This window comes from Campylobacter concisus, assembly GCF_001891085.1.
GTDB classification, from domain to species: Bacteria; Campylobacterota; Campylobacteria; order Campylobacterales; family Campylobacteraceae; genus Campylobacter_A; species Campylobacter_A concisus_O.
In genome coordinates, this window is the sequence record NZ_JXUP01000005.1 from 59,041 (window position 1) to 83,946 (window position 24,906).

The following is a 24,906-nucleotide window of genomic DNA, read 5'->3' on the forward strand; positions in this document are numbered from 1 at the left end:
CTATGCAAAATCAAAATGATTTTAGTGAGCTAAGCGTGCCAAAAGAGCGCCAAGCTCACTCTTTCTTTGTCTTTTTTAAAGTTATCTTTATCCCTTTAGCTATCTACATCTTGGCGATACTCGCGTATCTTGGCGTTATAAATTTTCAGATGAAGCTTCACACCATCGTTATGATGGGCGTTATACTCTTTGTCGCTTTTATATTTTCACGCCATAGCGCTTTGGTAGTTTACTCAAATTTTTTAGCAAATGCCAAAGACTACAAGATAAGGCTAAAAGAATTTATCATCGCTCATCTCTTTGAAATCTCAGGCGTCAAAAAGGCAAACGCTAAATTTGAAGATTTTTTCGAGAGCTATACAAGAAATTTTAGAAATGACAACCTAGCAAACATCGGCCAAGCAGTCTTTCCTATGCTTGGAATTTTGGGTACATTTATCAGTATCGCTATCTCTATGCCAAGCTTTAGCTCAAGCACTGCAAACGGACTTGAAAAAGAGATCGCTATACTGCTAAACGGCGTGGCTACGGCGTTTTATGTATCGATATATGGCATATTTTTAGCGCTTTGGTGGATGTTTTTTGAAAAGATCGGCATTAGTAAATTTGAGAGATTTTATAGCGAGCAAAAAGAGCTAAGCCGTGAGTTTTTCTGGCAGGAAAATGAGCTAAATGCAAATTTCATGAAAGCAAGTGTAGGCTACTTTAAAGATAGTCACGACGCCTTTAAAATGGTGCTTGATGATAAATTTATAAAAGAGCTAAGTGAACAGACAAATGAGAAATTTAACAGCCTAAAAGAGCTTTGCGAGGTTGAGAAAAATATCATCAATCAAAGCAAGGCAGAGCTTAGTGCAAGTTTAAAAATGCTAAATGAATCTGGACTAAAACAAGATGAATTTGTAAAAATCCACTCTGATATGTTAAAGGCGGTTGGTGCGTTTTCTAACGCCTTTAAAGATATGGAGGTTAAAATTTTAACCGAGCATGCAAAGCTTGGCGAAATTTTTAGTAGAAATTTAAACGCCACAAAAGAGAGCCAGCTTAAATTTGAGCAGACTATCAAGAGTTTTGATGCCATTTTAAAAGAATTTTCTCTCTCTTTGATGAAAGAGCAAAACGAGGCATTAAAGGCTTTTAGAACCTCGCTCGTGGAGAGTGCTACGATATTTAAGGCAGCGTATGAGCAAGAGGGCAGGAGCTTGGAGCGCGAAAAAGAGCGCGAGAGCCTCATTGCTGAGCTTAAGAAGAACATAGACGAGATCGATAAAGAAGCAAATTCTGTAATAGAAAAAATCGAAAATCTAGTGCAATGAAAATAAACAAAAATAACGAAGATCAATCGAGCTTTTGGGTTTCGTACGCGGACTTGATGGCGGGTCTGCTCTTTGTTTTTATGCTGCTAATCGGCGCTGTCGTCGTAAAATACGTCCTAACTCAAAACACCCTTGAAAATAAAGAGCAAGCTATCATCACAGCTTTAGCAAATTTAAAAGACGCCCAGGGCAGAAATTTCACCCTTGAAGAGCTAAATGACGCCCTAAAAAGCGAGCTTTCAAAGATAAGCGACGAAAACATAAATTTAAAAAAATCAAATGAAATCTTTGTCATCCAAATAGACGCCCTAAAAGAAAAACTAGCCCAGCTCATAGATGAAAACAAAGATGCAAATGCGAGCATAAAAGAGCTAAATGCCAGCATTTTTGATCTAAACCAAAAAATGATCGTGCTAAATGATGAAATTTCATCAAAAGATAGAGCGCTAAGCGACGCAAATGCAAGTAGCGAGAAAAATTTAGCCAAGATCGCCTTTTTGCTCGAGCAAGTAAGCAAAAAAGAGGCTAGATACGACGAGCTTTTAAGGGATCTAAACGTCACTCGTGACAGGGTCAAAAACCTAACTGGCATAAGGGTAAAAGTGATCAGCGCCCTAAAAGATAGGCTGGGATCAAGCATCGAGATCGATCCAAACTCAGGCGCGCTAAAGCTTAGCTCCTCAGTGCTTTTTGACAAGGGCAGTGCAGTTTTAAAAGAAGAGGTCAAAGAGGAGTTAAAGGCGACGCTTAGTAAGTATTTTGACGTGCTTTTAAATGATAAAGAGATCGCCTCAAACATCGACCAGATCGTCATAGAGGGCTTTACAGATAGCGATGGAAGCTACATTTATAACCTGGAGCTTTCGCAAAAAAGAGCCTACGCTGTGATGGAGTTTATAAACTCATTTAGCGATGATGCACGCCTTAGAAAGCTACTCGTAGCAAGTGGCCGAAGCTACAATGAGCTAGTTTTTAAAGACGGAGCCGAGGACAAGGACGCTTCAAGGCGCATAGAGATCAAATTTTCACTCTCAAACAAAGAGGCTATCAACGAGATAGAGAAATTTTTGGAGTTTAAGGGTGATTGATAAAATTCGCTTAAGAGAGCGAGAATTTTGGCTTTTAAGAGATGATCTGCTAGGCGAGTTTAACGGCAACAAAGCAAGAAAGCTAGAGTATTTTCTAAAGGCCGATCTTAGCGGCATTAAAGCCATCGTATCTCATGGCTCAAGCCAGTCAAACGCGATGTATAGCTTAAGTCTTTTTGCCAAGCTAAAAGGGCTTAAATTCTACTACGTCGTCTCTCATCTAAGCTCAAATTTAGAGCAAGATCCGGTTGGAAATTTCAAATTTGCACTTGAAAATGGCATGGAAATTTTTGTAAAAGAGGAGCGTGAGAAATTTGCTAGAGAGCTAGCAAAGAGCCAAAACGCGCTCTTTATAAACGAGGGCATAGCACAAAGCGAGGCCGAGCTTGGCTTCATCACGCAAGCAAATGAGATAAATGAGTGGAGCAAAAAAAGTGGCATAAGGCCTGATATTTTTTTGCCATCAGGCACAGGCACAAGCGCATGCTACTTGGCAAAACACACCGATCTTAGGGTTTTTACAGCCCCTTGCGTAGGAGACAGCGACTATCTAAAAAAGCAAATTTATGAGCTAGATAAAAACAGCAAAGTGCAAATTTTAAATCCCCCAAAGAAGTATCATTTTGGAAATTTATATAAAGAGCTTTATGAAATTTGGCTTGAGGTTTGCAAAAGTGGTGTTGAATTTGAGCTTATTTACGACCCGGTGGGCTTTATGACACTTTTTGCAAATTTAGATAAGCTTGGGAGCGAAATTTTATATATCCACCAGGGCGGAATTTTAGGTAACATTACACAAAGACAAAGATATGAGAGAAAATTAAAATTAAAGGAGCATAAATGAAATTTTTTCATAGTAGTGACGCTGATTTTGAGAGTAAATTTTTACAGCTTGTTAAACGAAGTGATAATGACATGAGTGCTGTAATGCCGGTGGTTACTGGAATAATAGATGAGATAAGAAAAGATGGCGATAGTGCACTTTTTGCGCAGATAGCTAAATTTGATAAATTTAGCGTTACAAGTAAAAACGACATAATAATCGACGTAAAAGAGATGGAGGCTGCCTATAATTCGCTAGATAACGCCCTAAGAGTAGCTTTAAATTTAGCTCACGATAGGATAAAAAGCTATCACGAGCGCACAAAGCCAAGTGACTGGACATATAAAGATGAGCATGACATCTTGCTAGGCGCAAAATACACAGCGGTTGACCGCGCTGGTCTTTATATCCCAGGTGGTAAGGCGGCTTATCCTAGCTCGCTTCTTATGAATGCGATCCCAGCGATCGTAGCTGGCGTAAAAGAGATCGTAGTGTGTACTCCAGCGCCAAATGGCAAGGTAAATACCTTGCTTCTTGCGGCAATGCACCTTTGTGGCATAAAGACGGCCTTTAAAGTAGGCGGTGCAAGTGCTATCGCAGCGATGGCATACGGAACTGCAACGGTACCAAAAGTAGATGTCATCACAGGACCTGGCAATATCTACGTAGCGACTGCTAAAAAGCTAGTTTATGGCGACGTAAATATTGATATGATCGCTGGTCCAAGCGAGATAGGCGTAATCGCTGATGATAGTGCCGATCCTCGCCACATAGCTATCGATATGCTCTCTCAAGCCGAGCACGACGAGATAGCAAGTGCCTTTTTGATAACGCCAGTAGAAGCTTTCGCAAGAACGGTGCAAAGACACATCGAAGATGAGCTAAAGACACTAAAACGTGAGCCGATCGCAAGTGCAAGCATAAGAAATAAAGCTGCAATAATAGTGGCAAAAGATCTAAAAGAGTGTTTTGCTCTCATGAATGAGCTTGCTGTTGAGCACCTAGAGATCGCTACAAACGATGCTTTAAGTTATATCGATGATGTGACTCATGCGGGCGCTATATTTTTTGGACACTTTACGCCTGAAGCGATGGGTGATTATATCGCTGGACCAAATCACACATTGCCAACTGGTGGAAGTGCTAGATTTTACTCGCCGCTTGGAGTTGAAAATTTCATGAAACGAAGTTCGATCATTTCAGTAAGTAGAAAAGGTATCATGCATCTTGGCAAATCATGCATGCAGCTAGCTGAAGCTGAAGGACTAACTGCTCATAAAAAATCAGTTGCAGTGAGACTAGAAGAGTAAAGAAAAATAGATTTTATAGAGATTTTGCAACTTTTTATAGAATTTATAGTAGAATCCATAGCGAATTATTAAAAAGGAGTTGTTATGAAGTTAGGAACTTATACTGCGAACCAGGCTTCAGGAAACTATTATTTAGATCAAGCAAAAAATAGCGAGAAGAAAGCGCTAAATGCTATCTCTGCAAACAGCGAAATCAAAGCTTCAGGTGCAAATTTACAAATCGCAGAGAGTTTGCTTTCGCAAACAAATGTCTTGAACGAAGGTTTGGCAAATGCAAACGACATGATCGGTATGCTTCAAATCGCTGATTCAACGCTTTTAAATTTAAGTAAAAGTACAGATAGAATAGGCGAGCTTTCAAGTAAGCTTACAAATCCTACTCTCTCAGCAAATGAACAAAAAGGCATAAAGGGCGAAATCAACGCACTAAGAAATGCTATGAATGATAGCGTAAAAGAGGCTAAATTTAACGGCAAAAACATATTTGATGCTGAGCTTGGATTTTTTACAGGCGAGAGTACAAAAAATATAAATTTGGGTACAAATGCTCTTTTAAATGTCAAAGATGACGGCTCAAATACAGGTGAAATTTTAAAAAATATAAATTCACTTCGCTCAGAGATCGGATCAACACAAAATGCTGTATTTAGAGGTATAAATGCTCTAGCCGCAAGAAGTGTGGCAAATGCTAATAGCGTAGAAAATCTTGATAGCAGCGATATCGCAAAGAGCTTGGAAGAAAATTTACAAGCAAATTTAAAACTTCATGCTGCGAGCTTAGCTAAAGCTCATGATACTACGAGTTTGGCCGCAAAACTAGATAAACTTCTAGCTGAATAAATTTTTACCGGTTTTGTGCCGGTAAATTCTTTTTATCTAACTTTATTCTTTAAAAAATATTAAGTTTTTTGTATTTTTAAGTTGGTCTAATGGCTAAATGAGGGCTGAATCCAGCCTTTCAATAATAAAATCAATGTAGATTGTTAGTGAAATTTGTTGCTAAAAAATTTTTTAAATTTTATAAAGCTAAAGAGAAAGTCTTAAGGAAAATATCCCAAAGAAAAGGGCTTTTAGCCCTCAATGTAGTTTTTAAGTTTTCTACCAACTTTTGGATGTTTTAGTTTTTTGATAGCTGAGCTTTCTATCTGGCGAACACGCTCGCGAGTGACGTTTAGAGCCTTTCCGATCTCTTCAAGTGTGCGGTCGCTCTCATCTTCAAGCAAGCCAAATCTCATTGAAATAACCGCCTTCTCACGCTCATTTAGCTGCGAAAGCACATCATCTATCTGCTCTCTGAGGTCACTTTTTAAAATTTGCTCTATCGGAGAAAGAGAGCTTTTATCCTCGACAAAATCTCCAAATTTTCCATCCTCTTCGTTTGCGATAGGAGCTTCAAGACTGATAGGCTCTTTTGTGATCTTGATGACTTGTTTTACCTTATCAACGCTTAGCCCAACCTCTTTTGCGATAACGCTTACATCAGGCTCTTTACCTTCTTCTTGGAGATATTTGCGGTTTATTTTGTTGATACGATTTATCGTCTCTATCATATGGATAGGTATCCTAATCGTTCTTGCTTGATCGGCGATCGCACGCGAAATAGCCTGGCGGATCCACCATGTGGCGTAGGTTGAAAATTTATAGCCTTTTCTATATTCAAATTTATCAACCGCCTTCATAAGGCCGATATTACCCTCTTGGATGAGATCCAAAAATGGTAAGCCCCTGTTTGTATAGCGTTTTGCGATACTTACAACTAGACGGAGGTTTGACTTAGCCATTCTGGCTTTTGCCTCGTCAGAAATTTTCTTTCCACGTTTGATCTGCTCTAAAATTTCTTTTAGCCTTGTTGGCTCAAGATCAAAGCCTTGCTTGCTTGCCTCTTTTGTAGTAAATAGCTTTTTGATCTCGACATAAGTTGATACCATTGTGGCTTCTGGCACGCGAGCTGCGATCTCCTCCTTACTAAGCTTGATGATATCTTTTAGTATGCTTTTGTGATTTTTTTTAAGCTCGTCGCTAAACATTGGTAAGCGATACTCCAAGCGTTTTAGCTCTCTATCAAATTCATCGTCGCTTTTTAGCGCTGTCTCCATTGATTTTACGATCTCGCTAATTAACTTGCTTGTTGGGCCAAGATCCATTAGCTTCTCTTTTAAAATTTTCTTTTTAAATGCAAGAGTCATCTTTGAAGCCGTATCGTCGCTCTCAACTTTATCTTGCTTGTTTGCAGTCTTTAGCCACTCTTTTTTTGCCTTTTCAAGGGCCTTGAAACTCTCTATAACTTTTTCAGCGCGCTTGTCATTTTTGGCTGATTTTTTAGGAGCTTCGTTTTCTTCGTTCTCTTCATCTTCCTCGTCTATATCGTCTTCGCTATCTTCATTTTCTTCGTTTTCACTCTCGTCTTCAAAGCTCTTAAAAAGCTCTTTTACACGGCGTTCTCTGTTGATAAGTGGCTCTTTATAGTCAAGTATGAAATCGATCAAAAATGGCACAGAACAAAATGCATCGATAATGATATCTTCGCCAAGCTCAATCCTTTTGCTGATCTCAACTTCCTCATCTTTTGTAAGAAGCGCGATCTGACCCATCTCTCTTAGATACATCCTCACTGGACTATCAGATCTTGACCACTCTAAAAGGTCACTTTCGCCTGAAAGATCGAGATCCTCGTCGATATCTTGATCACTTTTTTGAGCGTTTTCTTGACGCTTTTTAGCATCAGCTAAATTTCTAAGCTTTGCGGCCTCAGCAGATGTGATGAGCTGGACTTTGTTTGTTTTTGCTAGTTGTTCTATCTTTTTTACTATCGTAGCAGTCGGAGCTTTGTCTAATAATTTTACTAATTTTTCGTATGTCAAAAAGCCTTTTGCATTTTCAGCAAAAAGCTCTTCTATTTGAGAAAAAGAGTCTTTTGCGGCGCTCATAAATTTCCTTTCGAATCGTCTAATTATGATTTAAGTGTTGTTTAAAAGAAAGTGGATTATACCCAAATTTTGTAAATATGTATAAAAAGAAAGTTGGAACGATGATTGCTTAGTAGCTATAAAAATCAAATTTTGACTAGGAAATTTTATGCAAAATGGTTATTATCAAGCCACTGCTGGCATGGTAACGCAGTTTAACAGACTAAATGTGATCTCAAATAACCTTGCAAATGTAAATACGATCGGCTATAAACGAAATGACGTAGTTATCGGTGACTTTGCGAGAATTTTTAAAGAGACGCAAGATGAGCTTCCGCTTAAAAATCACACAAAAGACGGAGCTAAATTTTTAAATAGAACGCTTGATCGTGTACCACAAGTGAGCGAAGAGTATACCGACTTTAGCGCTGGTGGCTTTAAATACAGCTCAAACACACTTGACTTTGCGATAAAAAGAGATGACGCATTTTTCTTAGTTGATACTCCAAATGGCGTAAAACTTAGTAAAAATGGCTCTTTTAGCCTTGACGGCGACGGCTATATCGTCACAAAAGAGGGCTATAAGGTTTTACCAAGTGGCTACGAGGCACAAAATCCTGGCCAAAGAGGTATCCAAGTGCCACAAGGTGAGGTGCTAACTGCCGATAAAAATGGAAATTTATACTCAAATAACAATCAATTTTCTAAATTTTTTATAGCTCAGCCAAGAGAGATAAGAGATCTAAAAAAGGTCGGAGATAATCTCTTTGAGAGTAGAAATTTTGATGACATCACAGAGCTTGACGAGGCTGATAGCGTGATGCAAGGATATGCTCAGATGTCAAACGTAAACCCAGTTTTAGAAATGGTGGGTCTTATAGAAACCCAGCGCCTAGTTGATATGTATCAAAAGGTTATGACAAGCCACATGAACGATCTTAACCAAGATGCTGTTCAAAAACTAGCCCTAAAAGCTTAATAAAAGGATAAAACTATGATGAGATCACTTTACACTGCGGCCACTGGTATGATAGCTCAGCAGACGCAGATAGACGTAACCTCACACAACATCGCAAACGTAAATACTTATGGATACAAGAAAAATAGGGCTGAATTTGCTGATCTTATGTATCAAGTCATGGAGTATGCAGGTACGGCTACAAGCCAGACAACTACAAGCCCAACGGGCATCGAGGTGGGTCTTGGTGTGCGTCCAACGGCGATAAATAAAATTTTCTCTCAGGGTTATTTTAAAGAGACCAGCAACAACCTAGATATGGTAATAGCTGGCAATGGATTTTTTCAGATTCAGCTCCCTGATGGCACTACAGCCTATACTAGAAATGGTGCATTTAAGCTTGATGCAAACGGCACTATCGTAAATAGCGATGGCTATCAGCTCATCCCTCAGATCACGGTCCCTGCAAATGCGACGCAAATTTCTATCGGCACAGATGGCACCGTGTCAGTGCTTCAAGCAGGCGAGAGAGAGATGGCTCAGATAGGTCAGATCGAGCTAGCAAATTTCATAAACCCAGCTGGCCTTCACTCAATGGGCGATAACAACTACCTAGAAACAAGTGCTAGCGGTAATGTTGTGGTAGGCGTTGCAGGACTTGATGGGCTTGGTACGATCAGACAAGGATTTGTTGAGATGAGTAACGTTCAGCTAGTTGAAGAGATGACTGATCTTATCACTGGTCAGCGCGCATACGAGGCAAACTCAAAGGCGATAACTACGAGTGATTCGATGCTCGAAATAGTAAATGGACTTAAAAGGTAGGTAGTATGAACGCGACTCTAATCATCGTTGGGCTTATACTGCTTTCTTTTACGCTTGAGGTATTTTACTTTTTAAATAAAACGTCAAAAGGCAAGGATTCGATAAAACAGACGCATTAATTTGGGCTAAATAAAAATTTGGCACATTTTGTCTAAAATTTCTACTTTTATGAGTAAGAATAAAAGCAATTTTTAATTAATTAAAATTTTTAAGCTACTGCAAGCTTCATCCAAATCAAGCTCGCAGGCTTTTTTATAGTAGCTTTTTTGCTCTATTTTTATCTTGCAATATACCAGCATCTCCGGTTTCGTAGATAAGTGCAAGAGTGTAGCAAGCAAATGCATTTTTTAGTTCGCAAGCTTTATTATAAAGCTTAAGCCCTTCTTCTTTTTCCTGCGCTAGAGCATCTTTTTGTAGATATATATTTCCTAAAAATAGACAGCTATGTGGATTGCCTAGCTCACAGGCTTTGTTTGCCATAGCTGACATTTTATCGCGCTCATTTTTGTCAAGGTAGATATATATATAAGATCGGTGCAGCTTTCTACGTTATTTAAAGCGCATTCACTTTCAAGCTTAGTGGCATCAAAATTTTTACCCCAAGAAAAAAGAATACAAAATAAAATTAAAATTATCTTTTTCATCTTTTGGCTCCATAAATTTTTATTATTTTATAAAATTTAACTCTATTTTTACTATAAGTTTTTCAAATTTTTGCTAACATTTTGGCTTTTTATGAAGGTAAAAATTTGACATTTAACTACGTTTTTAAACTATCTATTCCTATCTTTATGGGCTATTTTCCGCTTGGTGTCGCCTTTGGCATTTTGGCTAAAAGCATGGGTGTGAGCGCATTTATCGCTGTGGCACTTAGCACTCTTGCTTACGGCGGCGCAGCGCAGTTTATGATGCTATCGCTTTTTAGTGCGGGCACGGGGCTAGTTGAGGTTTTTATCGTGAGCTATCTAGTAAATTTACGCCACACTTTTTACGGAATTTCACTTTTAAAAGAGTATAGTGGGATCAAATTTAGGCTTTTAAACATCGCTTTGCTAACAGATGAGACCTTTGCGATATTTAAAAATTTGGGACTAAAAGAGGCAAGTGATCGAAGTTTTGTCTTTACTTGGCTAAATATCCTTTCTTGGTCTTACTGGGCGGCTGGGACTCTGCTTGGAGCGATACTTGGCGATTTTATAAAGGCCGATACAAAAGGGCTTGAGTTTAGCTTAACGGCACTTTTTATAGTTATTGTGATTGAAATGTTTAAAAATGATAAAAACTACCGCGTGCTTTTTTCGGCGACATTTTTTGGTGTGCTTGGAGTGAGCCTATTTCCAGCTAAATTTGTGCTTGTTGGCTCAATGGCGCTTTGTTTTATATTTTTGCTTTTGTTCAAGGATAAGATTTGATAAGTGTAAGCTCAAGCGAGACGGTACTTTTTGTGGCAGTGCTTTTAAGTGCTCTAGCTACTTTTATAACGAGAGCAACGCCGTTTTATGCTCTGAAAAACTATAAGTCAAACCCTTATTTAGACGCCATTGAGAAGCATATGGGCATGATGATAATGGTCGTTTTGGTCTGCTACGGCTTAAAAGATACGAAATTTAGCGAGTTTCCTTATGGCTTAAGCGAGATAGTGGCGGTTTTAACGGCTGTTTTGGTGCATTTGAAATTCAAAAATGCCCTTCTTAGCATAGTCGTTTCGACTGGAATTTATATGCTTTTGATAAGAATTTTTTAAATAAATATAAATTTAAAAAATTAATAAATTTTTTAAATATATGACGTTATAATGCTCTAGCAAATTTTAATGCAAAGGAGCTAAAATGCGTTTAATCTTTAAGGCGGTGTTACTCATGATTTTAGGTGCTACTTTAGCGGTTGCTAAGCCAACCATCTACATCCTAGCTACTGGTGGAACGATAGCAGGAAGCGGCTCAGGATCGCTTGATTCTAGCTATACTTCTGGAACTGTTACGGTCGATAAACTAATCGCAGCCGTGCCAGATATCAACAAGATCGCTACCATAAAAGGTGAGCAAATTTCAAATATCGGTTCACAAGATATGAACAATGAAGTTTGGCTAAAGCTTGCAAATAGAATCAACGAGCTTCTAAACAGCGGCAAAGCTGATGGTATCGTCGTTACTCACGGCACAGATACTATGGAAGAGACAGCTTACTTTCTAAATTTAGTAGTTAAAAGCGACAAACCAGTTGTGCTTGTAGGTGCGATGAGAAATAGCGGCTCGCTAAGCGCAGACGGTCCACTAAATTTATTTAACGCTGTAAATGTAGCTATCAGCAAAGATAGCGTAGGCAAGGGCGTTGTGGTCACTATGAATGACGAAATTCACGCTGCTAGAGAGGTAACCAAAACCAACACAACAGGTGTTGATACCTTTAAATCACCAAATAGCGGCAAAATCGGTACAGTCTTTTATGGCAACGTAAAATACTATATGAATCCGATTAGAAAACACACAGCAAAATCAGCATTTGATCTAGAGGGCGTAAAAGAGCTTCCAAGAGTTGATATCATCTACTCTCATGCAAATGATAACCCTGACTTTGTAAACATAGCTGTTAAAAACGGCGCAAAAGGTATCATCAGCGCTGGTCTTGGCAACGGCAACCCTTACTTTAGCGTGCTAGAGGCTCTTGGCAAGGCTTCAAAAGCTGGCGTAGTGGTAGTTCGCGACTCACGTGTAGGAAGTGGCGAGACGACTATGGACGGCGAAGTAGACGACGCAAAATACGGCTTTTTAACAAGCGATAATCTAAACGCGCAAAAAGCTAGAGTGCTTTTGATGCTTGCGCTTACAAAAACAAGCGACAAAGCCAAAATTCAAGAGTATTTCTTAACTCACTAAAAAAGAGGCGGCTTAGTCCGCCTTTTAAATTTTGTATGATACTTCCATAAAATCAGAGAGAATTTACTTGTCTTGTTTCGTTTTTCTCTCTTGATTTTATAAAATTTCCATAAGTCCCTGCTTTTAAATTAAGTGATCTTTTACACTGTAGCTTAGATTTAGGGCTTATGGGTTAATGTTTCGATTAAAAATCTTAGTGCTTTGACACTGAATACAAGAAAGAAACATAACCTAAATTTTATTCAGGAGTATCAAAAATGAAAAAAGCATTTTTTTGTGGTGTTGATGTTTCTAAAGATAAAATCGACGTTTGTTTTTTAACTTCTATCACGAGTGAGAAAGCTAAATTTGAAACATTGCCTAATAACTATGAGCTTATCAAAGTTTATTTTGATAGTTTTAAAAACGATGAAATTTTAGTTGTTTTTGAAGCCACATCAAATTATCATTTAGCCCTTCAAAGGGCTTTATCTGATCTAAATATTAGATATAACATTACAAATCCTTATAAGTCGTCTCTTTTTTTAAAACATCTTAGCACTATGAAGACTGATATAAGCGATAGTTATGGCTTAGCTGTTTATGCTAGGACTTTTAAAAGCGAGATCGCACCTGATAAGTATAATTCCGAGTATTTAGAGATAAAAAGTTACAATTCAACCTTAAATTTGCTCCAAAAAATAAATACTCAACTTAAAAATTTTAAAAGTTCTCAAAAAACTTTAGATAATAAAGTAATTGATGATGTTATCGCAAATCTTATAAAAGAGATTGCAAAACTTCAAGCTATGCTTCAAAAACTAGCTTTTGATCTTGTTAAAAAAGCTATTCCAGAAACCGAAGAGATCATTAAAGAAAATAAAGGCTTTGGAGTTGATCTCGCTTTAAATTTATTTCCACAACTGCATTTTAATAGGGATAAATCTGAAAAACAATTTATAAGCTTTATTGGTCTTAGTCCTAGAATTTTTCAAAGTGGCTCAAGCGTTCATAAAAGCCAAAAGATAAATAAAATGGGTAATTCTAATATAAGGCGTATTCTTTTTATGACTGCATTATGTGCAATTCGTTTTAACGCTAAATTTAAGTTACGCTATGAGCGTTTATTAGCTAACGGCAAAAAGAAGATGACTGCTATTGTTGCTGTTATGTGTGCGATAGTCCGCTATTTAAAAAGCTTATTCCCATTTAATCCAGAAATAAAGGCTATTTAATGAAAAAAATTCATTATAAGCTAATCTTTTCAGTTCTTGAAATCTTATCATCTAAAAATTCTTTAACAAGGGCTGATATATGCGATCATTTAAAGATTAGCAAAGCTTATCTTTCTCAAATTATTAGTAATAGATATTTAATAAAAAATCAAATTTTTTCAAAAAGGATAAAAAAATGGCAAAAAATGCAACAGCTCCATTAATGGACAGCACAAGCGAAAATCTTTATAGAGAAATTTATCAATCTCTCAACCAAAATTTAGATTGTTTCGAGCAAAAGATTAAAGTCTTAAAGACTAAAAAGATCGATGGTAAGCAAAAGCTAGATAAAGATAACAATCCCATTGTAAACGAGCTTGGAGAGTTTGAAAAGTGGGATGATAGCTATGTTCTGACTTTTGTCGCTTTAAATAGCGGTGGTGAGCATACCACAAGGATAACGCAAGAGCAATACCTTGATCTAAAAGATGACGAAGTTTATATCGCTAGTGGTAAGATCGAATATAGAATTTATAAGGACGCTTATAATTCAACTCCAGTTATTGTTTTTAATAAATTTGTCCCTGCAATTGATAGTTTTGTCACGGCAATGCTAAAACTTGAAGCACTTAAAAATGGCTCAAACGCTTGAAAAATAGGGGCTAAAACTTAGCCCCGTGCCTAGACTATCAGCAAGGTTAGGCGGGACAAGCTGGGTTTTATTAAAGGTTTAAAAATGATATATAAAGACGATAGATTTAAAATACTTCATCAAGGTATCGATACTTTAGTTATAGGCGTAAATTGTATTGATGAAAAATTTTTTAATACAACTTTTTCAAGCTTTATTCGTAAGATAGCTACACTAAAACAACAAGCACAAAATTTACGCACATTTGGCGAAAAGTATATTTTGGATGATTTGGGCTTTGATTACGGAAATTTTAAAGTATCAAGTAAAGGCTTAGGTCAATATTTTGGATATTTTTCAAACGATGATATATTTTGCACCATTTCAGATACTAAATTTAAGCCAAAAGGGCTATATCATTTAAAAATTCAATTTAGAAGCATATTTTTACTTAAATATGGACACGTTAGAGCCTATGAGCTTGTAAATAAATTTTTAAGTGATATATTTAAAGAGCATTTTAAAATAAGTGTTTTAAGGCTCGACCTTGCAACTGATGTAACTGGCATAAAATATACTCCACAAGATTTTTTACAATTTAGAAGTTTAAAAAGGGTTTCTAACTATTCAGATCAATATAAAAAAGATGACGATGATTTAATAATTGATGAAAATTCGTCAGTTTTTAATGATATAACTGAAATTAATGTTAATAATTTTATGCGTTTTACTCGCTTCGAAGGTGTAAGCTTCGGAAAAAATCCGCATATGTTTAGGGTTTATGACAAAATAAAACAAGTTCAAAGCAAAAATATTTCAACTCTAATTTTTACAAAATGGGAAATAAACGGCTTTAACCCCGCTGTTGATATGTTTGTATTTAGACATGAAGCGGAGTTTGGGCGATCTGCAATAAAAAGATTAATCCCTATTAATGAAAGTGATGAAATTGCTTATATTTTTAATCATTTGGGGGCTTTTTGGTCGCAAGGGCTTAGTATTTGTAAATGGTATGATCTAACTGATGATGAAATTAATCGTTTAACTGCTGGCACTATTCAAAGTGATAGTGCAAGAAAAATTTATCAAAGATGCGATTTTGATGATGATAGGCTTAAATTTTGGGATATGCTCTTGCCTTGGGGCGATGATAAATTTAAAGCTCTTACTATGCACGATCTTATTCAGTCAAAGGATATTAAAAAAGCAAAAATGGCTTTAAAAGCCTTTATAAGTGCTGTTTATACTAATTTGGGTGTTAGTGGTGAAAATTTTTTATATGTTTTTACTGAAACACTTAAAGATCTTGAAAATGATGGTTTAACTCTTCACGAATACGGCTTATCAAAGCTTGCCGGCAATTTTTTAAAAAATGAAAAAACTATAAAAAGTCAGAATTTAGATATAGATAATCCCCTTTTTGATGTTTTTAACGCTTCTTTAAATGATTTTTTTGTTGCCATTAGCAAAATAAGAAATGATGATTATATTCATCCTATAACGAATGCTTTAAAGGGGTTTCAATGCAAAAATTAAATGCTTATGGTCTTTTGGTGTGTGAATTATTAGATAGTGGCAAGGATGTTATTTGTATTGATATTAAATGTCCTATCGTTAAAAGGCTTTATGCCAAAAAGCTTGGTTTTATTTGGGCTGATATTGTTATTGGTAGTAGAAAGGCTTTTTACTCGGCTCTTGATGAATTAAATATTCTTTTTATTCAAACAAATTTGAAAAAGCTATTAGATAGCAAAGGTTATTCTTTGCGAAATGGTCGTAAATATATTTTTGCTGTTAAACAGCCTAGATTAGATTTATTTTAAAAAAAAAGGGTTATAAAATGTTAAACATTATTAAAAATTTAGGTGCTTTCTCTCTAAGTGATAGCGGTTCTTTAATAAATAGTCTTAGTCAGTATCAGCCTTGTAATTATTCTTTAGATGATATTAAAACTATTCATCGTTGTAATGCTAGTGATCCGATATATCTTAAAGATATTTATTCTAATCAAATTTTCGTTAAATTGTTTGATTTTTTGGTTTATGGTGGCGATGATGAATTTTTTATTTGTGATTGTATTTTAAATCCTTTAGATGTTTCTGATATACGTTTTGCTATCTCTGGTCTTTACGTTGAAATTGAAAAGAAAGATATACCAAAGGGGCATAAACTTCTCTCTTCTGATTTTAATCTAGCTAATATTTTTTCTTCTGCTCTTCTTGATTTGCCATTTTCAACTATACAAAGTGATATTACTTTAGGAGCTTTTTCTAAAGGTCAAATCGTTCAAATTAAAGATTTTAGCTTGCCTTTTTATGTTTTAGGTTGCTCTTTATTACAACTTGGTCTTAATAAATTTATTCTTTTTTATGATGTTTTTTGTCTTGATTATGAATTAGTAAAACTTGGTATTTTTAGTGTTCGCCGAATTTTTGTTCCAGCTGGATTAGTTAGATCATTTAAGTTTGATAAAACATTTTATAAATATGTGATTGCTTTATATGCTTATATTTTTAAGAGTTCTGCCGTTAATTCTCTTGATTTATCTGATGTTGTTAAACAAATTTTTGAATATTCTGGCGAAGAAGATTTATTTAGTTTATTTTTAAGATTACGTAATGAAGCTGTTGAAAAGCAAGCTAAATCCGAAAGTAACGAGCCACCTATTTATTTATAAAGAAAGGTATTTTAAATAATGTATTCTGGTATTACTCAAGCTATTAGTAAAGTTAGTCAAGTTAATAGTGCTTTAAAAGCTGGTGGGGTTGCTGGTGCTATTGGTGCTGGTGCTAATTTTGATTTAAAAGATAACCCTGTTACTGATATAACTGCTCTTGGTATTTGGGGATTAAAAAATGTTTATAATAGTTTTTTTGATAAAAAAGAAAGTGTAGATGTTGATAAAAATATAAAAGAGCTTAGTGAATATTATGCTAAACAACGTGAAGCTAAAGCAATAGACGCACAAAAAGAAAAAGAAAAACCTAAAGAAGATAATTTACCTAGGCCATCTGATAACGATAAGCCTAGCAGTGTCCCACTAACTTTACTTGGTGTTTTGGATCAGCAAAATCATATATTAAAGCTTATGTCTTTAAATTTAGCTGTTTTAGGAGCTGTGAAAAATAATGCTTTTGATAAACAAGCTAGCGCTAAAAAAGATAATTTATATAATCAATCTCCAGAAATTCAAGGGCGTGTTACATTTGATAGAAAAACTGGATATTGGGTTGATCCTACTACTAAAACGCTTTATAATCCTTATACTGGCGATCGTATATACGATAATGCTTCGTCAAATACTGGCACTAATTCCGCTGTTTCTACTGGTGTAGATTTTAAAGAAGTGTTAAAATCTCAAGAAAAAATTAATAGTGAAATTTCTAAATATATCTCAACTATTGGCGAAAATCAAAAAGTATATAATCAAAATTTAGAAAAGCTTGTTGCTAATTCAAAAGAGTATTCGCAAGCTATGAAAGATGGCTTGGCTGGTGTTAAACTCAAAGCCAGTGTTGCTGTCGATAATAATTTAAACGCTTCTTTGGCTATTAATAAGCCAGTTGAAATTACTTTACCTAGTTCTTATGTCGATAATCAAAAAATACTTAGTGATAATTCAACTAAAACGCTTGAAATTTATAAAGAAAAAGCTGATTTTGATAAAACTGATGTTGCGATTAAGGACCTTGATGGTAATATTGTTGCAACTACTTCGCCACGCGCTATTGCATTATCTCGTCAAGCTGTTCAAACTCGTGTTTTAACTGATGAAAATAATTTTGAATTAGATAGTGATGCTTTAAATTTATTTGATATTCCTATCCCAAATTTTAAAGATTTATTTGATACTGAATTACCTAGTAAAACTTTACTTAAGGATTTAAAATAATGGCTGATAAACGTTCTGAAGCTGGAAGAATTTTAAAGCTTGGCATTGATGAAATGTTTGAAGACTTAACCTATAGCGTTGCTTACGATCAAGTTTTATCTAAGTTAAAAAATAGTGGTATGGATGACGGCATTTTAAAAGATGCAATAAATAGTGGTGTCACTATTATGTTTAGCGCAGCTTTAGTAAAGTATATTCAACTTCAAGAAAGTGTTGTAAATAAAATTATGAGTATTGTTTATGCTGGTGTTGTGGCTTTACTCTCTCCTTTAGGTAGATATGCCAAAAATAAGCTTAGTAATATAAAAGGCGTTAAACTTAATAGGATGCTTGGTTTTTTAACTGGTAATTTTTCTGATCGTATTGGTGTTGCCAAAGTTTTTGTGGAGTGTGGTAATCAAATTATCAATACTAATAATTCTAATAGTTCAGCTCTTCAAAATGTTAATACCGTTATTAATCAACGTCAGCATATTTTAGAAACTAAAAATCAAGAATTTAACTATGCAAAAGCAAAGGTTGATAATATAAATCAAACACTACTTTTTAAGCTTTTTAGCTCTCGCTTTACTCCGCAAGATAAAGAAATTCTTAGGCGTATAACTGGCAGTGATAAGATTGATATTGACGCTTTAAATCACGTTGCTGATTTTATGTTTGTTACTGATGATGCTGGTAACGTTTTGGGGCTTAGTGAGATGTTTATTACTATGATGAATGGACTAGGCTATTTTAATGGAAAGGATAAAAAGCATGGCTCTTGATTGTGAAAAAGCTTTTGAAGAAGAAATGAAGAAATTTGATAGTATTGGTGCTTGTCTTGCTCGTATTGAAAAAATATTAACTGACAACTTAAAAGATAAAAAAGATGATAAAAGTGGTTTAGCATCTTTGGATGAAACAAATCGTCTTTTAAAAATTCTTTGCCGTGATCTTGTAGGTAAAGAATAATGGTTTCTTTGTTGTGTGGTTGCTGTAATAAGAAAAAAGACTTTACTTTTTATATTGAGAGAGTATTATTTTTTCGTTCTAATACTGAAAATTTAAATGCTAGTATTGATGAAAAATATGATAAAAAAGATGCTCTCTTTGATTGCGGTTTTTCTGGTAATAGTTGCATTCGTGATAAGCGTATTTCTTCTCTTTTTGGTCTTGGCTTTTATTTTTCTGCTTATACTAATTCTAGCATTAAAAAGGCTAATGTCCCTTTACATATGCATTATAATAGCGATGATGCTGACGATTATGAATATAGGGTAGGCACTGATTTTTTAACTCCATCTGGTAAGATCAATATTATGGATTTGCCTAGCTCTTCTGAAATTTCTTCTTATTTTGATAGTAATTTATTCTTTTCTTTTAGTGATCGATCTGATTATTTTTATTTTTGTGTTCCTGCATCTTTTAATTATGCAAAATATACCAGCCGTCTATCTTTTTCGGATTTTTCTTGTTATTCGTCTTCTAGCCCCTTTTTTAGAAGTGATCTTCGTCTTGGTCTTTTGGATTGTGACTATACTGGTATTCATACTGAAGCTTTTAATCTTTTTTCTATTTTTTCTAGTTTTGTTAATAAATCTTTTGTTTATGAATTTTCTGATTTTATTAATATATTTGAAAATTCTCTCTCTTCTTTTTATTCTCAATTTTATAGCGATGTAACTAACTTTAATTTACAACATCGCTATTTATCAGTTTATCGATTTTCAAAAAAGGAGTATTATGCCTATCTACAAAATTACACAACAGCAAGGCAATAGGGTTATCACTTCAACGCTTGAAGCTAAAAGTGTTTCTGATCTAATTGCTTTTTTAGATGCTGTTTCTACTGCTGAAATTAAGTATATTTATAAAGTCGAGTTTGAAACTCAAAAAACTAATTTTCCGTCTGATGACTTCAATTACAATAAGCAATTTAAAGCTTTTGTATCTAATAAAAATCGTATGTGCAAGCAAATTTTAATTCATAACGTAAAAAAAACTAAAAACGAAGCTGAAATATCTGCTTTAATTAAAACACATTTAGAAGTAGGCGGACTTGCTGTAAAGGGTGTTTCTTGTTCGCTTTTTATGGATAAGTAAAAATTTAATAATTTGTCTTTATAATTATTTCTTTATATAAAAAGGAGTTGCTTATGATTAGAAAAATTGTTGCTTTTTGTTTGTTTTTTAATATTTCTTTCGGATCTAATTATTTTGATAATTTAAAAGAGTCTTTTATTAATATGTCAGATGTTGAAGCATCTGAATTTATTTGTAAAAATTATCCTTATGTTGTTATGGCTTCTGGTCGTTCTTATCTTAAGGGGTCTATTTGTTATGTCGATTATTCTCTTTATGATGATAAAAAATTGGCTGAAGCTGAAAACGTTTTAAATTATAAATTTTGTAATTATGATGAGTTGAAAGCATTTTTACACTCTAAAGGCTCTTTAGAAGTTAAATTTTATGGATCAAATAAAAATTTACTCAAAACTATCCGCTATAATAAAGTTTCACGTATCCCTTGTTCTTTGATAAAATTTTAAATTTTTTTTCTGTGTTCTTCTTGATAGATATTGTCCCCCCCCAAACACGGCGCCCCACCGCTCTGCGGTGTGTGCCGTGTTTTCTTTTCTCCCCTTTTAGTTTATTCTCTTTTTATTATCTTTTTTCTTTCTCGATCTTTTTATCTTCTTTAGTTGTTTTTTGTTTGCGTTGTGGCGATAGTTTCTGCGATTGCTCGAATATCTTAAAACTTATAATTATGTCTTTTTGCTAGCTATCGCCACGCAAACACTACGCGGACGAAAAACGCGAAAGCGTTTTGAGCGTGCTGAAGCGTCCTTAATCTAACCTTAATTATTTAACTTTCTCTTTTTTGCTTAATATTCTCTTGTTTAAAACGTTTTAACAAAAACAAGCAAATTTAAAAAAAGTCGAATGACAAAAGAAAGGATAAAAAAATGTTAAGACAAACAATAGACGGACTTTATGCAAAAAGTCTTACTTTTTCTAGTGGTAGTGATGAAGATGCTTTACTTCCGCTTTTAGCTGGCAAAGTTGAAAGTTATTCAGTCTTTGGCGATGGTGGCACTGCTTTAGCTTCAACACCTGATCCACTTAATCGTAAAAATGTGATCGTTGGTGTTAAGACTGCGACTGGTAGAATTTCTACTATGGTAACTGTTCCACACGTTAAACAAAGTTATATGTTTCAAAATTTTCTTTCTGATTTTACTGGAAAATTAGATGCAAATTATGATACTGCTGTTAAATGCGATTATGTAACTTTAAAATTTGATAGACTTTAAGGAGTAGGATATGTCTAAATGTTTAGTTAAAAATACAATAAATAATAGAACTTATGGCTTTGCTTTGCCGTGCGGTGGTGCTGAAGCTAAAGCATTTTGCGATAATGCACTCGAAGGAACTTACGTGATACTTACTCGTGCTAGTGAGCAAGGTAATTCAAGTGAAGCAAGCGTTGTTGAATATACTATTACTGGCAAAAATAATGCTGGCAATAAAACTACTTTTAGCTTTTATACTAAGCCTAGCGTTGATGAAGCTCAGATTAAAACCGCTTTAGCTGGTAAAACATTTAATGGTGTTAAATTTGATGAAATTTACGTTATCAGTGCTAAAAAAGCAAAATAATGTTTTCAATGTTTAATTTAAGCTCCCTATTTAATAGGGGGCTATTTATCCACGCTTTTGTTTATCTTGTTTTATTCCTTTATATCTCTATATTAAAAGATGATATTAAAGATCTTACCACTGAAACTATTACATTAAAAACTAATTTAGCAATTGAAAAACAAAATACTGAAAACGCTTTTTTAATTATTGATAATCAAAATTTAAAAATTAAGCAATTAAAAATAGATAGCGAAAAAATATCTAAAGAAAATAATATTTTAAATCAAAAATTACAAAAACGTTTTAGCACTATCGAAACACCTAAAACGGACGACTGCTTAAGTAAGCTAAAATTTTACGATACTTTACTTTTAGAGTTTAGCAATGGCAATTATTCCAAATAAACTATTTTTCTTTTTCTTGCTGTCTTATCTTGTTTTGTTTGTTGGCTGTTCTGCAAAATCTTCACAAGGTGCTATTCAAAAAGCTTATATGCCTATAGAATGTAACGTAACAATTCCAGATAAGCCTGTTTTTGATCCATTAAATCCAGAAAGTTTAAAAGATTTAATTATTTACTGCATACGAATAGAAGATTTATTAAAAGGCTGTGTAAATGGACAATTTAAACAAGGACGATAATTATTTAATTTTAGTTCTTTTTGTTGGATTTATAGCATCGATTTTAAATCTTGAAACTAAAGATTTTTCTAAAATCAAATATAAAATTTTATCTTATTTGCTTAGTTTTTTAAGTTCTATGTTTTTATGTTGGATTAGCTATGAAATATTTTTTTTCTTTCTAAACAATATTAGGGTTTCGGTTGCTCTTGCTGGTTTTGTGACTTGGCGTGGCACTGATTGGATATATTCAAAAATTGATAAAGCTTTAGATAAAAGGATAGAAAGGGATTAATATGACACTTGGCGAACATCAAGAAGCTTTTATGAAAGATGTTGAAAAACTTTTAAATTATCTTCATTCTAATGGATACTCTGTAAGGGGTGGCGAATTAGAAAGGACACAAGCCCAGCAAGAAATTTATTATAATAGTGGTAAAAGTAAAACTATGAATTCTAATCATCTAAAAAGATGTGCGATAGATTTACATATATTTAAAAATAACGTTTGGTTACAATCAAAGCTAGAATTACAAGATATTGGCAATTATTGGGAGAGCTTAAATACTCTTAATCGTTGGGGCGGTAATTTTAAAAACTTTCTTGACGTTCCGCACTTTGAAAGAAATTGTTAAAATCTCTTGACTTCTATCTTAAAATCTAAGCTATAAATTTGATCGCAGGATCAGATCTATAGCTTAAATTTTTATATTTGTTAGCTAAATTTCAAGGCTTTTTTATGGACTTCTTGCTCTTTTTCGTCACGCTTGCTCCTATCTCGCTAATGCCAGGCATCAACATGACCTATGCGATGAGTATCGGTATGAGCTTTGGCTACAAGCACTCGCTTATTATGATGACCGGACAGCTTCTTTCGCTTGCTTTCGTGGCATTTTGCTGTATGCTTGGCGTGGGCGCGGTGCTTCATCATTTTGAGTACGCATTTAAGGCGCTAAACATCATCGCAGGGCTTTATATGCTCTATCTTGGCGCAATGCTCTTTTTTGGCAAGGGCGAGCTTAGCGTAACAAACGTCTCAAATTTACCAAGTAAAAAGCAGATGTTTATAAACGGACTCATCGTTTGCGTCACAAATCCAAAGGCATGGATATTTTTCTCGGCTTTACTGCCTACATTTTTAGACAAAGACGATCCCTTTAGCCTTACTCGTATGTGCGTGATCGCGGCAACGCTCGTTTTTATCGAGTTTTGCTCGCTAAATATCTACGCGCTTGGCGGAGCTATGCTAAAGAAATTTTTACAAACGCACCTAAGGCTACTTGAAATTTGCACCGCCATTATCGTTTGTACGATCGGCGTACTTTTACTTTTTAGATAAATTTAGCCTCTTTTTATATAGCTTGGCTAAAATTTGCCCGGTTTGCGCTACATTTTTGGCAAAAGGAGAAAAATATGAAAAAATTTCTATTTATACTTACAAATCAACCATACAACGGTACCGACAATGCTTACAACGCATTAAGGCTAGCTAAAACGCTAAAAGAAAAAGGCGAAGAGGTTAGAATTTTTCTAATGAACGACGCGGTCGATCTTGCGCGAAATAGCACCAAAAAGCCGGAAAACTACGACGTAGATCTAGTGGCGATGTTAAAAGAGCTTTACGCTAGCGGCGCTATGTTAAAGGTTTGCGGTAGCTGCCAAACGAGGTGCGGTTTGCATGCGGGAGAGCCTTATTTCGAGGCTGAGGTGAAAGGCAGCATGGATATCTTGTCCGAGTGGGTTAGGCAGTGCGATCAAGCGATGACGTTTTAGAGTAGGCGAAAGAGAATTTATGAGTGTAACATTTAAGGTGAAAAATAAAAAGAAGCTTTTTGGCGGATATGAAAAGGCGCTAAGCGAGCGCGAAATTTCAGAGTTTATAGATGGATTTTGCTTTTTTAATAGCCAAAACGACGAGCCGAGCGAGCTTTCGCTAAACGAAAACGTGATGATTGCTGGCGTATGGCAAAAGAGCGCTCGCGGCTTTGAGCTAAGCTATGAAGACGGTAAATATATCGTGCGAGTCTGTACTCCAAGCGGCGTTGGCGACTGGCAGACGGCGATTTTGTTTCTTTCTAAAATTTCAGCCAAAACCGGCTCGAAAATAGAGTGCGACAATGAGGAAATTTACGATGAAAAGCAAATTTTAAAATTTGATTATGAAGCTGACATAATGTGGGGGCTTGAAGCTCTAAAGGACGCAAAAGAGAAAAATCAAACGCTTTGTATCTATGGCGTGGAGCGCGATGTGGCGTTTGACGCGGTTATGATAGATGAAATTTTTGCAAGTGCTAGCCCCGTGGCTAAATTTGATGAGATGATGAGGCAGGTGCAGTATCTTGACGCTTATAGTGCAAGAGAGAATTTATACGAAGATAAAAACGGGAATGAAATTTTTGGCGCGTATACGCTTAGCGAAAATTTACCGACCATCTTGCCTTACGCCCCCTCTCCTTCGTGGCAAGCGCAAGAAGTTCTAGGAGAGCGCAAGGTCTCGCGGTGGATACTTATGCTAGTCGTCGGCATAGAGGATAAGGACGCGCATGTGCTCGGCGAATGCGAATATGGCGCTTTTATGGCAAATCTGCCAAAAGAAAAATATCGCTTCATAGATGCCGCAAATATACTGGTTGAGCCGCTTAGCGAAGAAGAGATGAGAGAAATTTTTAAAAAGGCAAATGAAGCTTAGGTTTAAATTTGATAAACCGCCCAGAAATGAAAATTTGCCTCAGGCTTGCTTAGAAATTTAAACTCATAGAAGCTAGGATTTTACCGGTATTGCCGCCTTTTAGGCTAAATTAGGCGAAATTTAGCCTAAACTAATCTAGGCTTTGCGTGATTTGAAA

Annotated in this window: 33 protein-coding genes; 31 read left to right on the forward strand and 2 right to left on the reverse strand. The window is 35.2% G+C overall.

Annotated elements, in window-relative coordinates; genetic code table 11:
* The first annotated feature begins 2 nt into the window (after positions 1-2).
* The 5 genes from TH67_RS04925 (at position 3) to TH67_RS04945 (ending at position 5,377) form a co-directional block, all read left to right on the forward strand.
* Positions 3-1,316 carry a MotA/TolQ/ExbB proton channel family protein gene (locus TH67_RS04925; RefSeq protein ID WP_072594617.1) on the forward strand — a complete coding sequence of 438 codons (1,314 nt, stop codon included), beginning with the start codon at positions 3-5 and terminating at the stop codon, positions 1,314-1,316.
* Positions 1,313-2,404 (forward strand): OmpA family protein, encoded by a 1,092-nt coding sequence (locus tag TH67_RS04930; protein ID WP_072594618.1) that lies wholly within the window; start codon positions 1,313-1,315, stop codon positions 2,402-2,404. Before TH67_RS04925 ends, TH67_RS04930 begins: the two co-directional genes overlap by 4 nt.
* On the forward strand, positions 2,397-3,248 hold the full coding sequence (locus TH67_RS04935; RefSeq protein WP_072594619.1) for a pyridoxal-phosphate dependent enzyme: 852 nt from the start codon (positions 2,397-2,399) through the stop codon (positions 3,246-3,248). The genes TH67_RS04930 and TH67_RS04935 overlap by 8 nt, the downstream gene beginning before the upstream one ends.
* The gene (gene hisD, locus TH67_RS04940) at positions 3,245-4,537 is read left to right on the forward strand and encodes a histidinol dehydrogenase (RefSeq protein WP_072594620.1); all 1,293 of its coding nucleotides are present in this window, start codon (positions 3,245-3,247) and stop codon (positions 4,535-4,537) included. The genes TH67_RS04935 and hisD overlap by 4 nt, the downstream gene beginning before the upstream one ends.
* 84 nt (positions 4,538-4,621) lie before the next feature.
* A complete protein-coding gene (locus TH67_RS04945) occupies positions 4,622-5,377 on the forward strand; it encodes a flagellin (protein ID WP_072594621.1) in 756 nt (251 codons plus the stop codon).
* A gap of 230 nt (positions 5,378-5,607) precedes the next feature.
* Here the strand turns inward: TH67_RS04945 and rpoD are convergent, their stop codons facing one another.
* Entirely contained in the window at positions 5,608-7,464 is a 1,857-nt protein-coding gene (gene rpoD, locus TH67_RS04950; protein ID WP_021091519.1) for an RNA polymerase sigma factor RpoD, read from the reverse strand.
* Positions 7,465-7,612: 148 nt separating this feature from the next.
* On the opposite strand from rpoD, the gene TH67_RS04955 reads away from it, so the two are divergent.
* Both TH67_RS04955 and flgG read left to right on the forward strand, forming a co-directional pair.
* Positions 7,613-8,422 (forward strand): flagellar hook-basal body protein, encoded by an 810-nt coding sequence (locus TH67_RS04955; RefSeq protein ID WP_072594622.1) that lies wholly within the window; start codon positions 7,613-7,615, stop codon positions 8,420-8,422.
* A 15-nt stretch (positions 8,423-8,437) separates the two neighbouring features.
* A complete protein-coding gene (gene flgG / locus TH67_RS04960) occupies positions 8,438-9,226 on the forward strand; it encodes a flagellar basal-body rod protein FlgG (protein ID WP_021091447.1) in 789 nt (262 codons plus the stop codon).
* A 252-nt stretch (positions 9,227-9,478) separates the two neighbouring features.
* Here the strand turns inward: flgG and TH67_RS04970 are convergent, their stop codons facing one another.
* Positions 9,479-9,715 carry a tetratricopeptide repeat protein gene (locus tag TH67_RS04970; RefSeq protein ID WP_141081773.1) on the reverse strand — a complete coding sequence of 79 codons (237 nt, stop codon included), beginning with the start codon at positions 9,713-9,715 and terminating at the stop codon, positions 9,479-9,481.
* A 260-nt stretch (positions 9,716-9,975) separates the two neighbouring features.
* Between TH67_RS04970 and TH67_RS04980 the strand changes: the two genes are divergently transcribed.
* The 24 genes from TH67_RS04980 to TH67_RS05095 all read left to right on the forward strand — a co-directional run bounded on the left by TH67_RS04980 (position 9,976) and on the right by TH67_RS05095 (position 24,749).
* Entirely contained in the window at positions 9,976-10,638 is a 663-nt protein-coding gene (locus TH67_RS04980) for an AzlC family ABC transporter permease (RefSeq protein WP_072594626.1), read from the forward strand.
* Complete coding sequence (locus tag TH67_RS04985; protein WP_072594627.1) at positions 10,635-10,970, forward strand: branched-chain amino acid transporter permease; 336 nt, start codon at positions 10,635-10,637, stop codon at positions 10,968-10,970. The genes TH67_RS04980 and TH67_RS04985 overlap by 4 nt, the downstream gene beginning before the upstream one ends.
* A 115-nt stretch (positions 10,971-11,085) precedes the next feature.
* On the forward strand, positions 11,086-12,102 hold the full coding sequence (locus TH67_RS04990) for a type II asparaginase (protein ID WP_374057348.1): 1,017 nt from the start codon (positions 11,086-11,088) through the stop codon (positions 12,100-12,102).
* A gap of 257 nt (positions 12,103-12,359) precedes the next feature.
* The gene (locus TH67_RS04995) at positions 12,360-13,316 is read left to right on the forward strand and encodes a transposase (protein WP_072594629.1); all 957 of its coding nucleotides are present in this window, start codon (positions 12,360-12,362) and stop codon (positions 13,314-13,316) included.
* On the forward strand, positions 13,316-13,519 hold the full coding sequence (locus TH67_RS05000; protein ID WP_072594630.1) for a MarR family transcriptional regulator: 204 nt from the start codon (positions 13,316-13,318) through the stop codon (positions 13,517-13,519). Before TH67_RS04995 ends, TH67_RS05000 begins: the two co-directional genes overlap by 1 nt.
* Complete coding sequence (locus TH67_RS05005; protein WP_072594631.1) at positions 13,492-13,947, forward strand: hypothetical protein; 456 nt, start codon at positions 13,492-13,494, stop codon at positions 13,945-13,947. The genes TH67_RS05000 and TH67_RS05005 overlap by 28 nt, the downstream gene beginning before the upstream one ends.
* An 84-nt stretch (positions 13,948-14,031) precedes the next feature.
* Entirely contained in the window at positions 14,032-15,462 is a 1,431-nt protein-coding gene (locus TH67_RS05010) for a hypothetical protein (protein WP_072594632.1), read from the forward strand.
* A complete protein-coding gene (locus tag TH67_RS05015; protein WP_072594633.1) occupies positions 15,450-15,749 on the forward strand; it encodes a hypothetical protein in 300 nt (99 codons plus the stop codon). Before TH67_RS05010 ends, TH67_RS05015 begins: the two co-directional genes overlap by 13 nt.
* Before the next feature lie 17 nt (positions 15,750-15,766).
* Positions 15,767-16,603: a hypothetical protein gene (locus tag TH67_RS05020; RefSeq protein WP_072594634.1), complete on the forward strand. Its 837-nt coding sequence runs from the start codon at positions 15,767-15,769 to the stop codon at positions 16,601-16,603.
* Between the two features lie 18 nt (positions 16,604-16,621).
* A complete protein-coding gene (locus tag TH67_RS05025; protein ID WP_072594635.1) occupies positions 16,622-17,818 on the forward strand; it encodes a hypothetical protein in 1,197 nt (398 codons plus the stop codon).
* Positions 17,818-18,582: a hypothetical protein gene (locus TH67_RS05030; protein ID WP_072594636.1), complete on the forward strand. Its 765-nt coding sequence runs from the start codon at positions 17,818-17,820 to the stop codon at positions 18,580-18,582. Before TH67_RS05025 ends, TH67_RS05030 begins: the two co-directional genes overlap by 1 nt.
* A complete protein-coding gene (locus TH67_RS05035; protein WP_072594637.1) occupies positions 18,572-18,769 on the forward strand; it encodes a hypothetical protein in 198 nt (65 codons plus the stop codon). Before TH67_RS05030 ends, TH67_RS05035 begins: the two co-directional genes overlap by 11 nt.
* Positions 18,769-19,578, forward strand: a complete 810-nt coding sequence (locus tag TH67_RS05040) for a hypothetical protein (RefSeq protein WP_072594638.1) — start codon at positions 18,769-18,771, stop codon at positions 19,576-19,578. Before TH67_RS05035 ends, TH67_RS05040 begins: the two co-directional genes overlap by 1 nt.
* The gene (locus TH67_RS05045; RefSeq protein WP_072594639.1) at positions 19,541-19,900 is read left to right on the forward strand and encodes a hypothetical protein; all 360 of its coding nucleotides are present in this window, start codon (positions 19,541-19,543) and stop codon (positions 19,898-19,900) included. Before TH67_RS05040 ends, TH67_RS05045 begins: the two co-directional genes overlap by 38 nt.
* A gap of 53 nt (positions 19,901-19,953) precedes the next feature.
* On the forward strand, positions 19,954-20,346 hold the full coding sequence (locus tag TH67_RS05050; RefSeq protein ID WP_072594640.1) for a hypothetical protein: 393 nt from the start codon (positions 19,954-19,956) through the stop codon (positions 20,344-20,346).
* A 417-nt stretch (positions 20,347-20,763) separates the two neighbouring features.
* Positions 20,764-21,111, forward strand: a complete 348-nt coding sequence (locus TH67_RS05055) for a hypothetical protein (RefSeq protein ID WP_072594641.1) — start codon at positions 20,764-20,766, stop codon at positions 21,109-21,111.
* A gap of 10 nt (positions 21,112-21,121) precedes the next feature.
* The gene (locus tag TH67_RS05060) at positions 21,122-21,457 is read left to right on the forward strand and encodes a hypothetical protein (protein WP_072594642.1); all 336 of its coding nucleotides are present in this window, start codon (positions 21,122-21,124) and stop codon (positions 21,455-21,457) included.
* On the forward strand, positions 21,457-21,843 hold the full coding sequence (locus TH67_RS05065; protein WP_072594643.1) for a hypothetical protein: 387 nt from the start codon (positions 21,457-21,459) through the stop codon (positions 21,841-21,843). The genes TH67_RS05060 and TH67_RS05065 overlap by 1 nt, the downstream gene beginning before the upstream one ends.
* A complete protein-coding gene (locus tag TH67_RS05070) occupies positions 21,824-22,081 on the forward strand; it encodes a hypothetical protein (RefSeq protein WP_072594644.1) in 258 nt (85 codons plus the stop codon). The genes TH67_RS05065 and TH67_RS05070 overlap by 20 nt, the downstream gene beginning before the upstream one ends.
* Complete coding sequence (locus TH67_RS05075) at positions 22,056-22,355, forward strand: hypothetical protein (protein WP_072594645.1); 300 nt, start codon at positions 22,056-22,058, stop codon at positions 22,353-22,355. The genes TH67_RS05070 and TH67_RS05075 overlap by 26 nt, the downstream gene beginning before the upstream one ends.
* A 1-nt stretch (position 22,356) precedes the next feature.
* The gene (locus TH67_RS05080; protein ID WP_072594646.1) at positions 22,357-22,695 is read left to right on the forward strand and encodes a M15 family metallopeptidase; all 339 of its coding nucleotides are present in this window, start codon (positions 22,357-22,359) and stop codon (positions 22,693-22,695) included.
* 104 nt (positions 22,696-22,799) lie between these two features.
* Positions 22,800-23,399: a LysE family translocator gene (locus TH67_RS05085; RefSeq protein ID WP_072594647.1), complete on the forward strand. Its 600-nt coding sequence runs from the start codon at positions 22,800-22,802 to the stop codon at positions 23,397-23,399.
* Between the two features lie 74 nt (positions 23,400-23,473).
* On the forward strand, positions 23,474-23,833 hold the full coding sequence (locus TH67_RS05090; RefSeq protein ID WP_072594648.1) for a DsrE/DsrF/TusD sulfur relay family protein: 360 nt from the start codon (positions 23,474-23,476) through the stop codon (positions 23,831-23,833).
* Positions 23,834-23,852: 19 nt separating this feature from the next.
* Positions 23,853-24,749, forward strand: a complete 897-nt coding sequence (locus TH67_RS05095) for a DUF4299 family protein (RefSeq protein WP_072594649.1) — start codon at positions 23,853-23,855, stop codon at positions 24,747-24,749.
* Positions 24,750-24,906 lie beyond the last annotated feature (157 nt).

Bases quoted from the DNA above. Each gene is read 5' to 3' on its own strand.
- TH67_RS04925 (WP_072594617.1), top strand. From the start codon at position 3: ATGCAAAATCAAAATGATTTTAGTGAGCTAAGCGTGCCAAAAGAGCGC.
- TH67_RS04930 (WP_072594618.1), top strand. From the start codon at position 1,313: ATGAAAATAAACAAAAATAACGAAGATCAATCGAGCTTTTGGGTTTCG.
- hisD (WP_072594620.1), top strand. From the start codon at position 3,245: ATGAAATTTTTTCATAGTAGTGACGCTGATTTTGAGAGTAAATTTTTA.
- TH67_RS04945 (WP_072594621.1), top strand. From the start codon at position 4,622: ATGAAGTTAGGAACTTATACTGCGAACCAGGCTTCAGGAAACTATTAT.
- rpoD (WP_021091519.1), bottom strand. From the start codon at position 7,464: ATGAGCGCCGCAAAAGACTCTTTTTCTCAAATAGAAGAGCTTTTTGCT.
- TH67_RS04955 (WP_072594622.1), top strand. From the start codon at position 7,613: ATGCAAAATGGTTATTATCAAGCCACTGCTGGCATGGTAACGCAGTTT.
- flgG (WP_021091447.1), top strand. From the start codon at position 8,438: ATGATGAGATCACTTTACACTGCGGCCACTGGTATGATAGCTCAGCAG.
- TH67_RS04970 (WP_141081773.1), bottom strand. From the start codon at position 9,715: ATGTCAGCTATGGCAAACAAAGCCTGTGAGCTAGGCAATCCACATAGC.
- TH67_RS04990 (WP_374057348.1), top strand. From the start codon at position 11,086: ATGATTTTAGGTGCTACTTTAGCGGTTGCTAAGCCAACCATCTACATC.
- TH67_RS04995 (WP_072594629.1), top strand. From the start codon at position 12,360: ATGAAAAAAGCATTTTTTTGTGGTGTTGATGTTTCTAAAGATAAAATC.
- TH67_RS05000 (WP_072594630.1), top strand. From the start codon at position 13,316: ATGAAAAAAATTCATTATAAGCTAATCTTTTCAGTTCTTGAAATCTTA.
- TH67_RS05005 (WP_072594631.1), top strand. From the start codon at position 13,492: ATGGCAAAAAATGCAACAGCTCCATTAATGGACAGCACAAGCGAAAAT.
- TH67_RS05010 (WP_072594632.1), top strand. From the start codon at position 14,032: ATGATATATAAAGACGATAGATTTAAAATACTTCATCAAGGTATCGAT.
- TH67_RS05015 (WP_072594633.1), top strand. From the start codon at position 15,450: ATGCAAAAATTAAATGCTTATGGTCTTTTGGTGTGTGAATTATTAGAT.
- TH67_RS05020 (WP_072594634.1), top strand. From the start codon at position 15,767: ATGTTAAACATTATTAAAAATTTAGGTGCTTTCTCTCTAAGTGATAGC.
- TH67_RS05025 (WP_072594635.1), top strand. From the start codon at position 16,622: ATGTATTCTGGTATTACTCAAGCTATTAGTAAAGTTAGTCAAGTTAAT.
- TH67_RS05030 (WP_072594636.1), top strand. From the start codon at position 17,818: ATGGCTGATAAACGTTCTGAAGCTGGAAGAATTTTAAAGCTTGGCATT.
- TH67_RS05035 (WP_072594637.1), top strand. From the start codon at position 18,572: ATGGCTCTTGATTGTGAAAAAGCTTTTGAAGAAGAAATGAAGAAATTT.
- TH67_RS05040 (WP_072594638.1), top strand. From the start codon at position 18,769: ATGGTTTCTTTGTTGTGTGGTTGCTGTAATAAGAAAAAAGACTTTACT.
- TH67_RS05045 (WP_072594639.1), top strand. From the start codon at position 19,541: ATGCCTATCTACAAAATTACACAACAGCAAGGCAATAGGGTTATCACT.
- TH67_RS05050 (WP_072594640.1), top strand. From the start codon at position 19,954: ATGATTAGAAAAATTGTTGCTTTTTGTTTGTTTTTTAATATTTCTTTC.
- TH67_RS05055 (WP_072594641.1), top strand. From the start codon at position 20,764: ATGTTAAGACAAACAATAGACGGACTTTATGCAAAAAGTCTTACTTTT.
- TH67_RS05060 (WP_072594642.1), top strand. From the start codon at position 21,122: ATGTCTAAATGTTTAGTTAAAAATACAATAAATAATAGAACTTATGGC.
- TH67_RS05065 (WP_072594643.1), top strand. From the start codon at position 21,457: ATGTTTTCAATGTTTAATTTAAGCTCCCTATTTAATAGGGGGCTATTT.
- TH67_RS05070 (WP_072594644.1), top strand. From the start codon at position 21,824: ATGGCAATTATTCCAAATAAACTATTTTTCTTTTTCTTGCTGTCTTAT.
- TH67_RS05075 (WP_072594645.1), top strand. From the start codon at position 22,056: ATGGACAATTTAAACAAGGACGATAATTATTTAATTTTAGTTCTTTTT.
- TH67_RS05080 (WP_072594646.1), top strand. From the start codon at position 22,357: ATGACACTTGGCGAACATCAAGAAGCTTTTATGAAAGATGTTGAAAAA.
- TH67_RS05085 (WP_072594647.1), top strand. From the start codon at position 22,800: ATGGACTTCTTGCTCTTTTTCGTCACGCTTGCTCCTATCTCGCTAATG.
- TH67_RS05090 (WP_072594648.1), top strand. From the start codon at position 23,474: ATGAAAAAATTTCTATTTATACTTACAAATCAACCATACAACGGTACC.
- TH67_RS05095 (WP_072594649.1), top strand. From the start codon at position 23,853: ATGAGTGTAACATTTAAGGTGAAAAATAAAAAGAAGCTTTTTGGCGGA.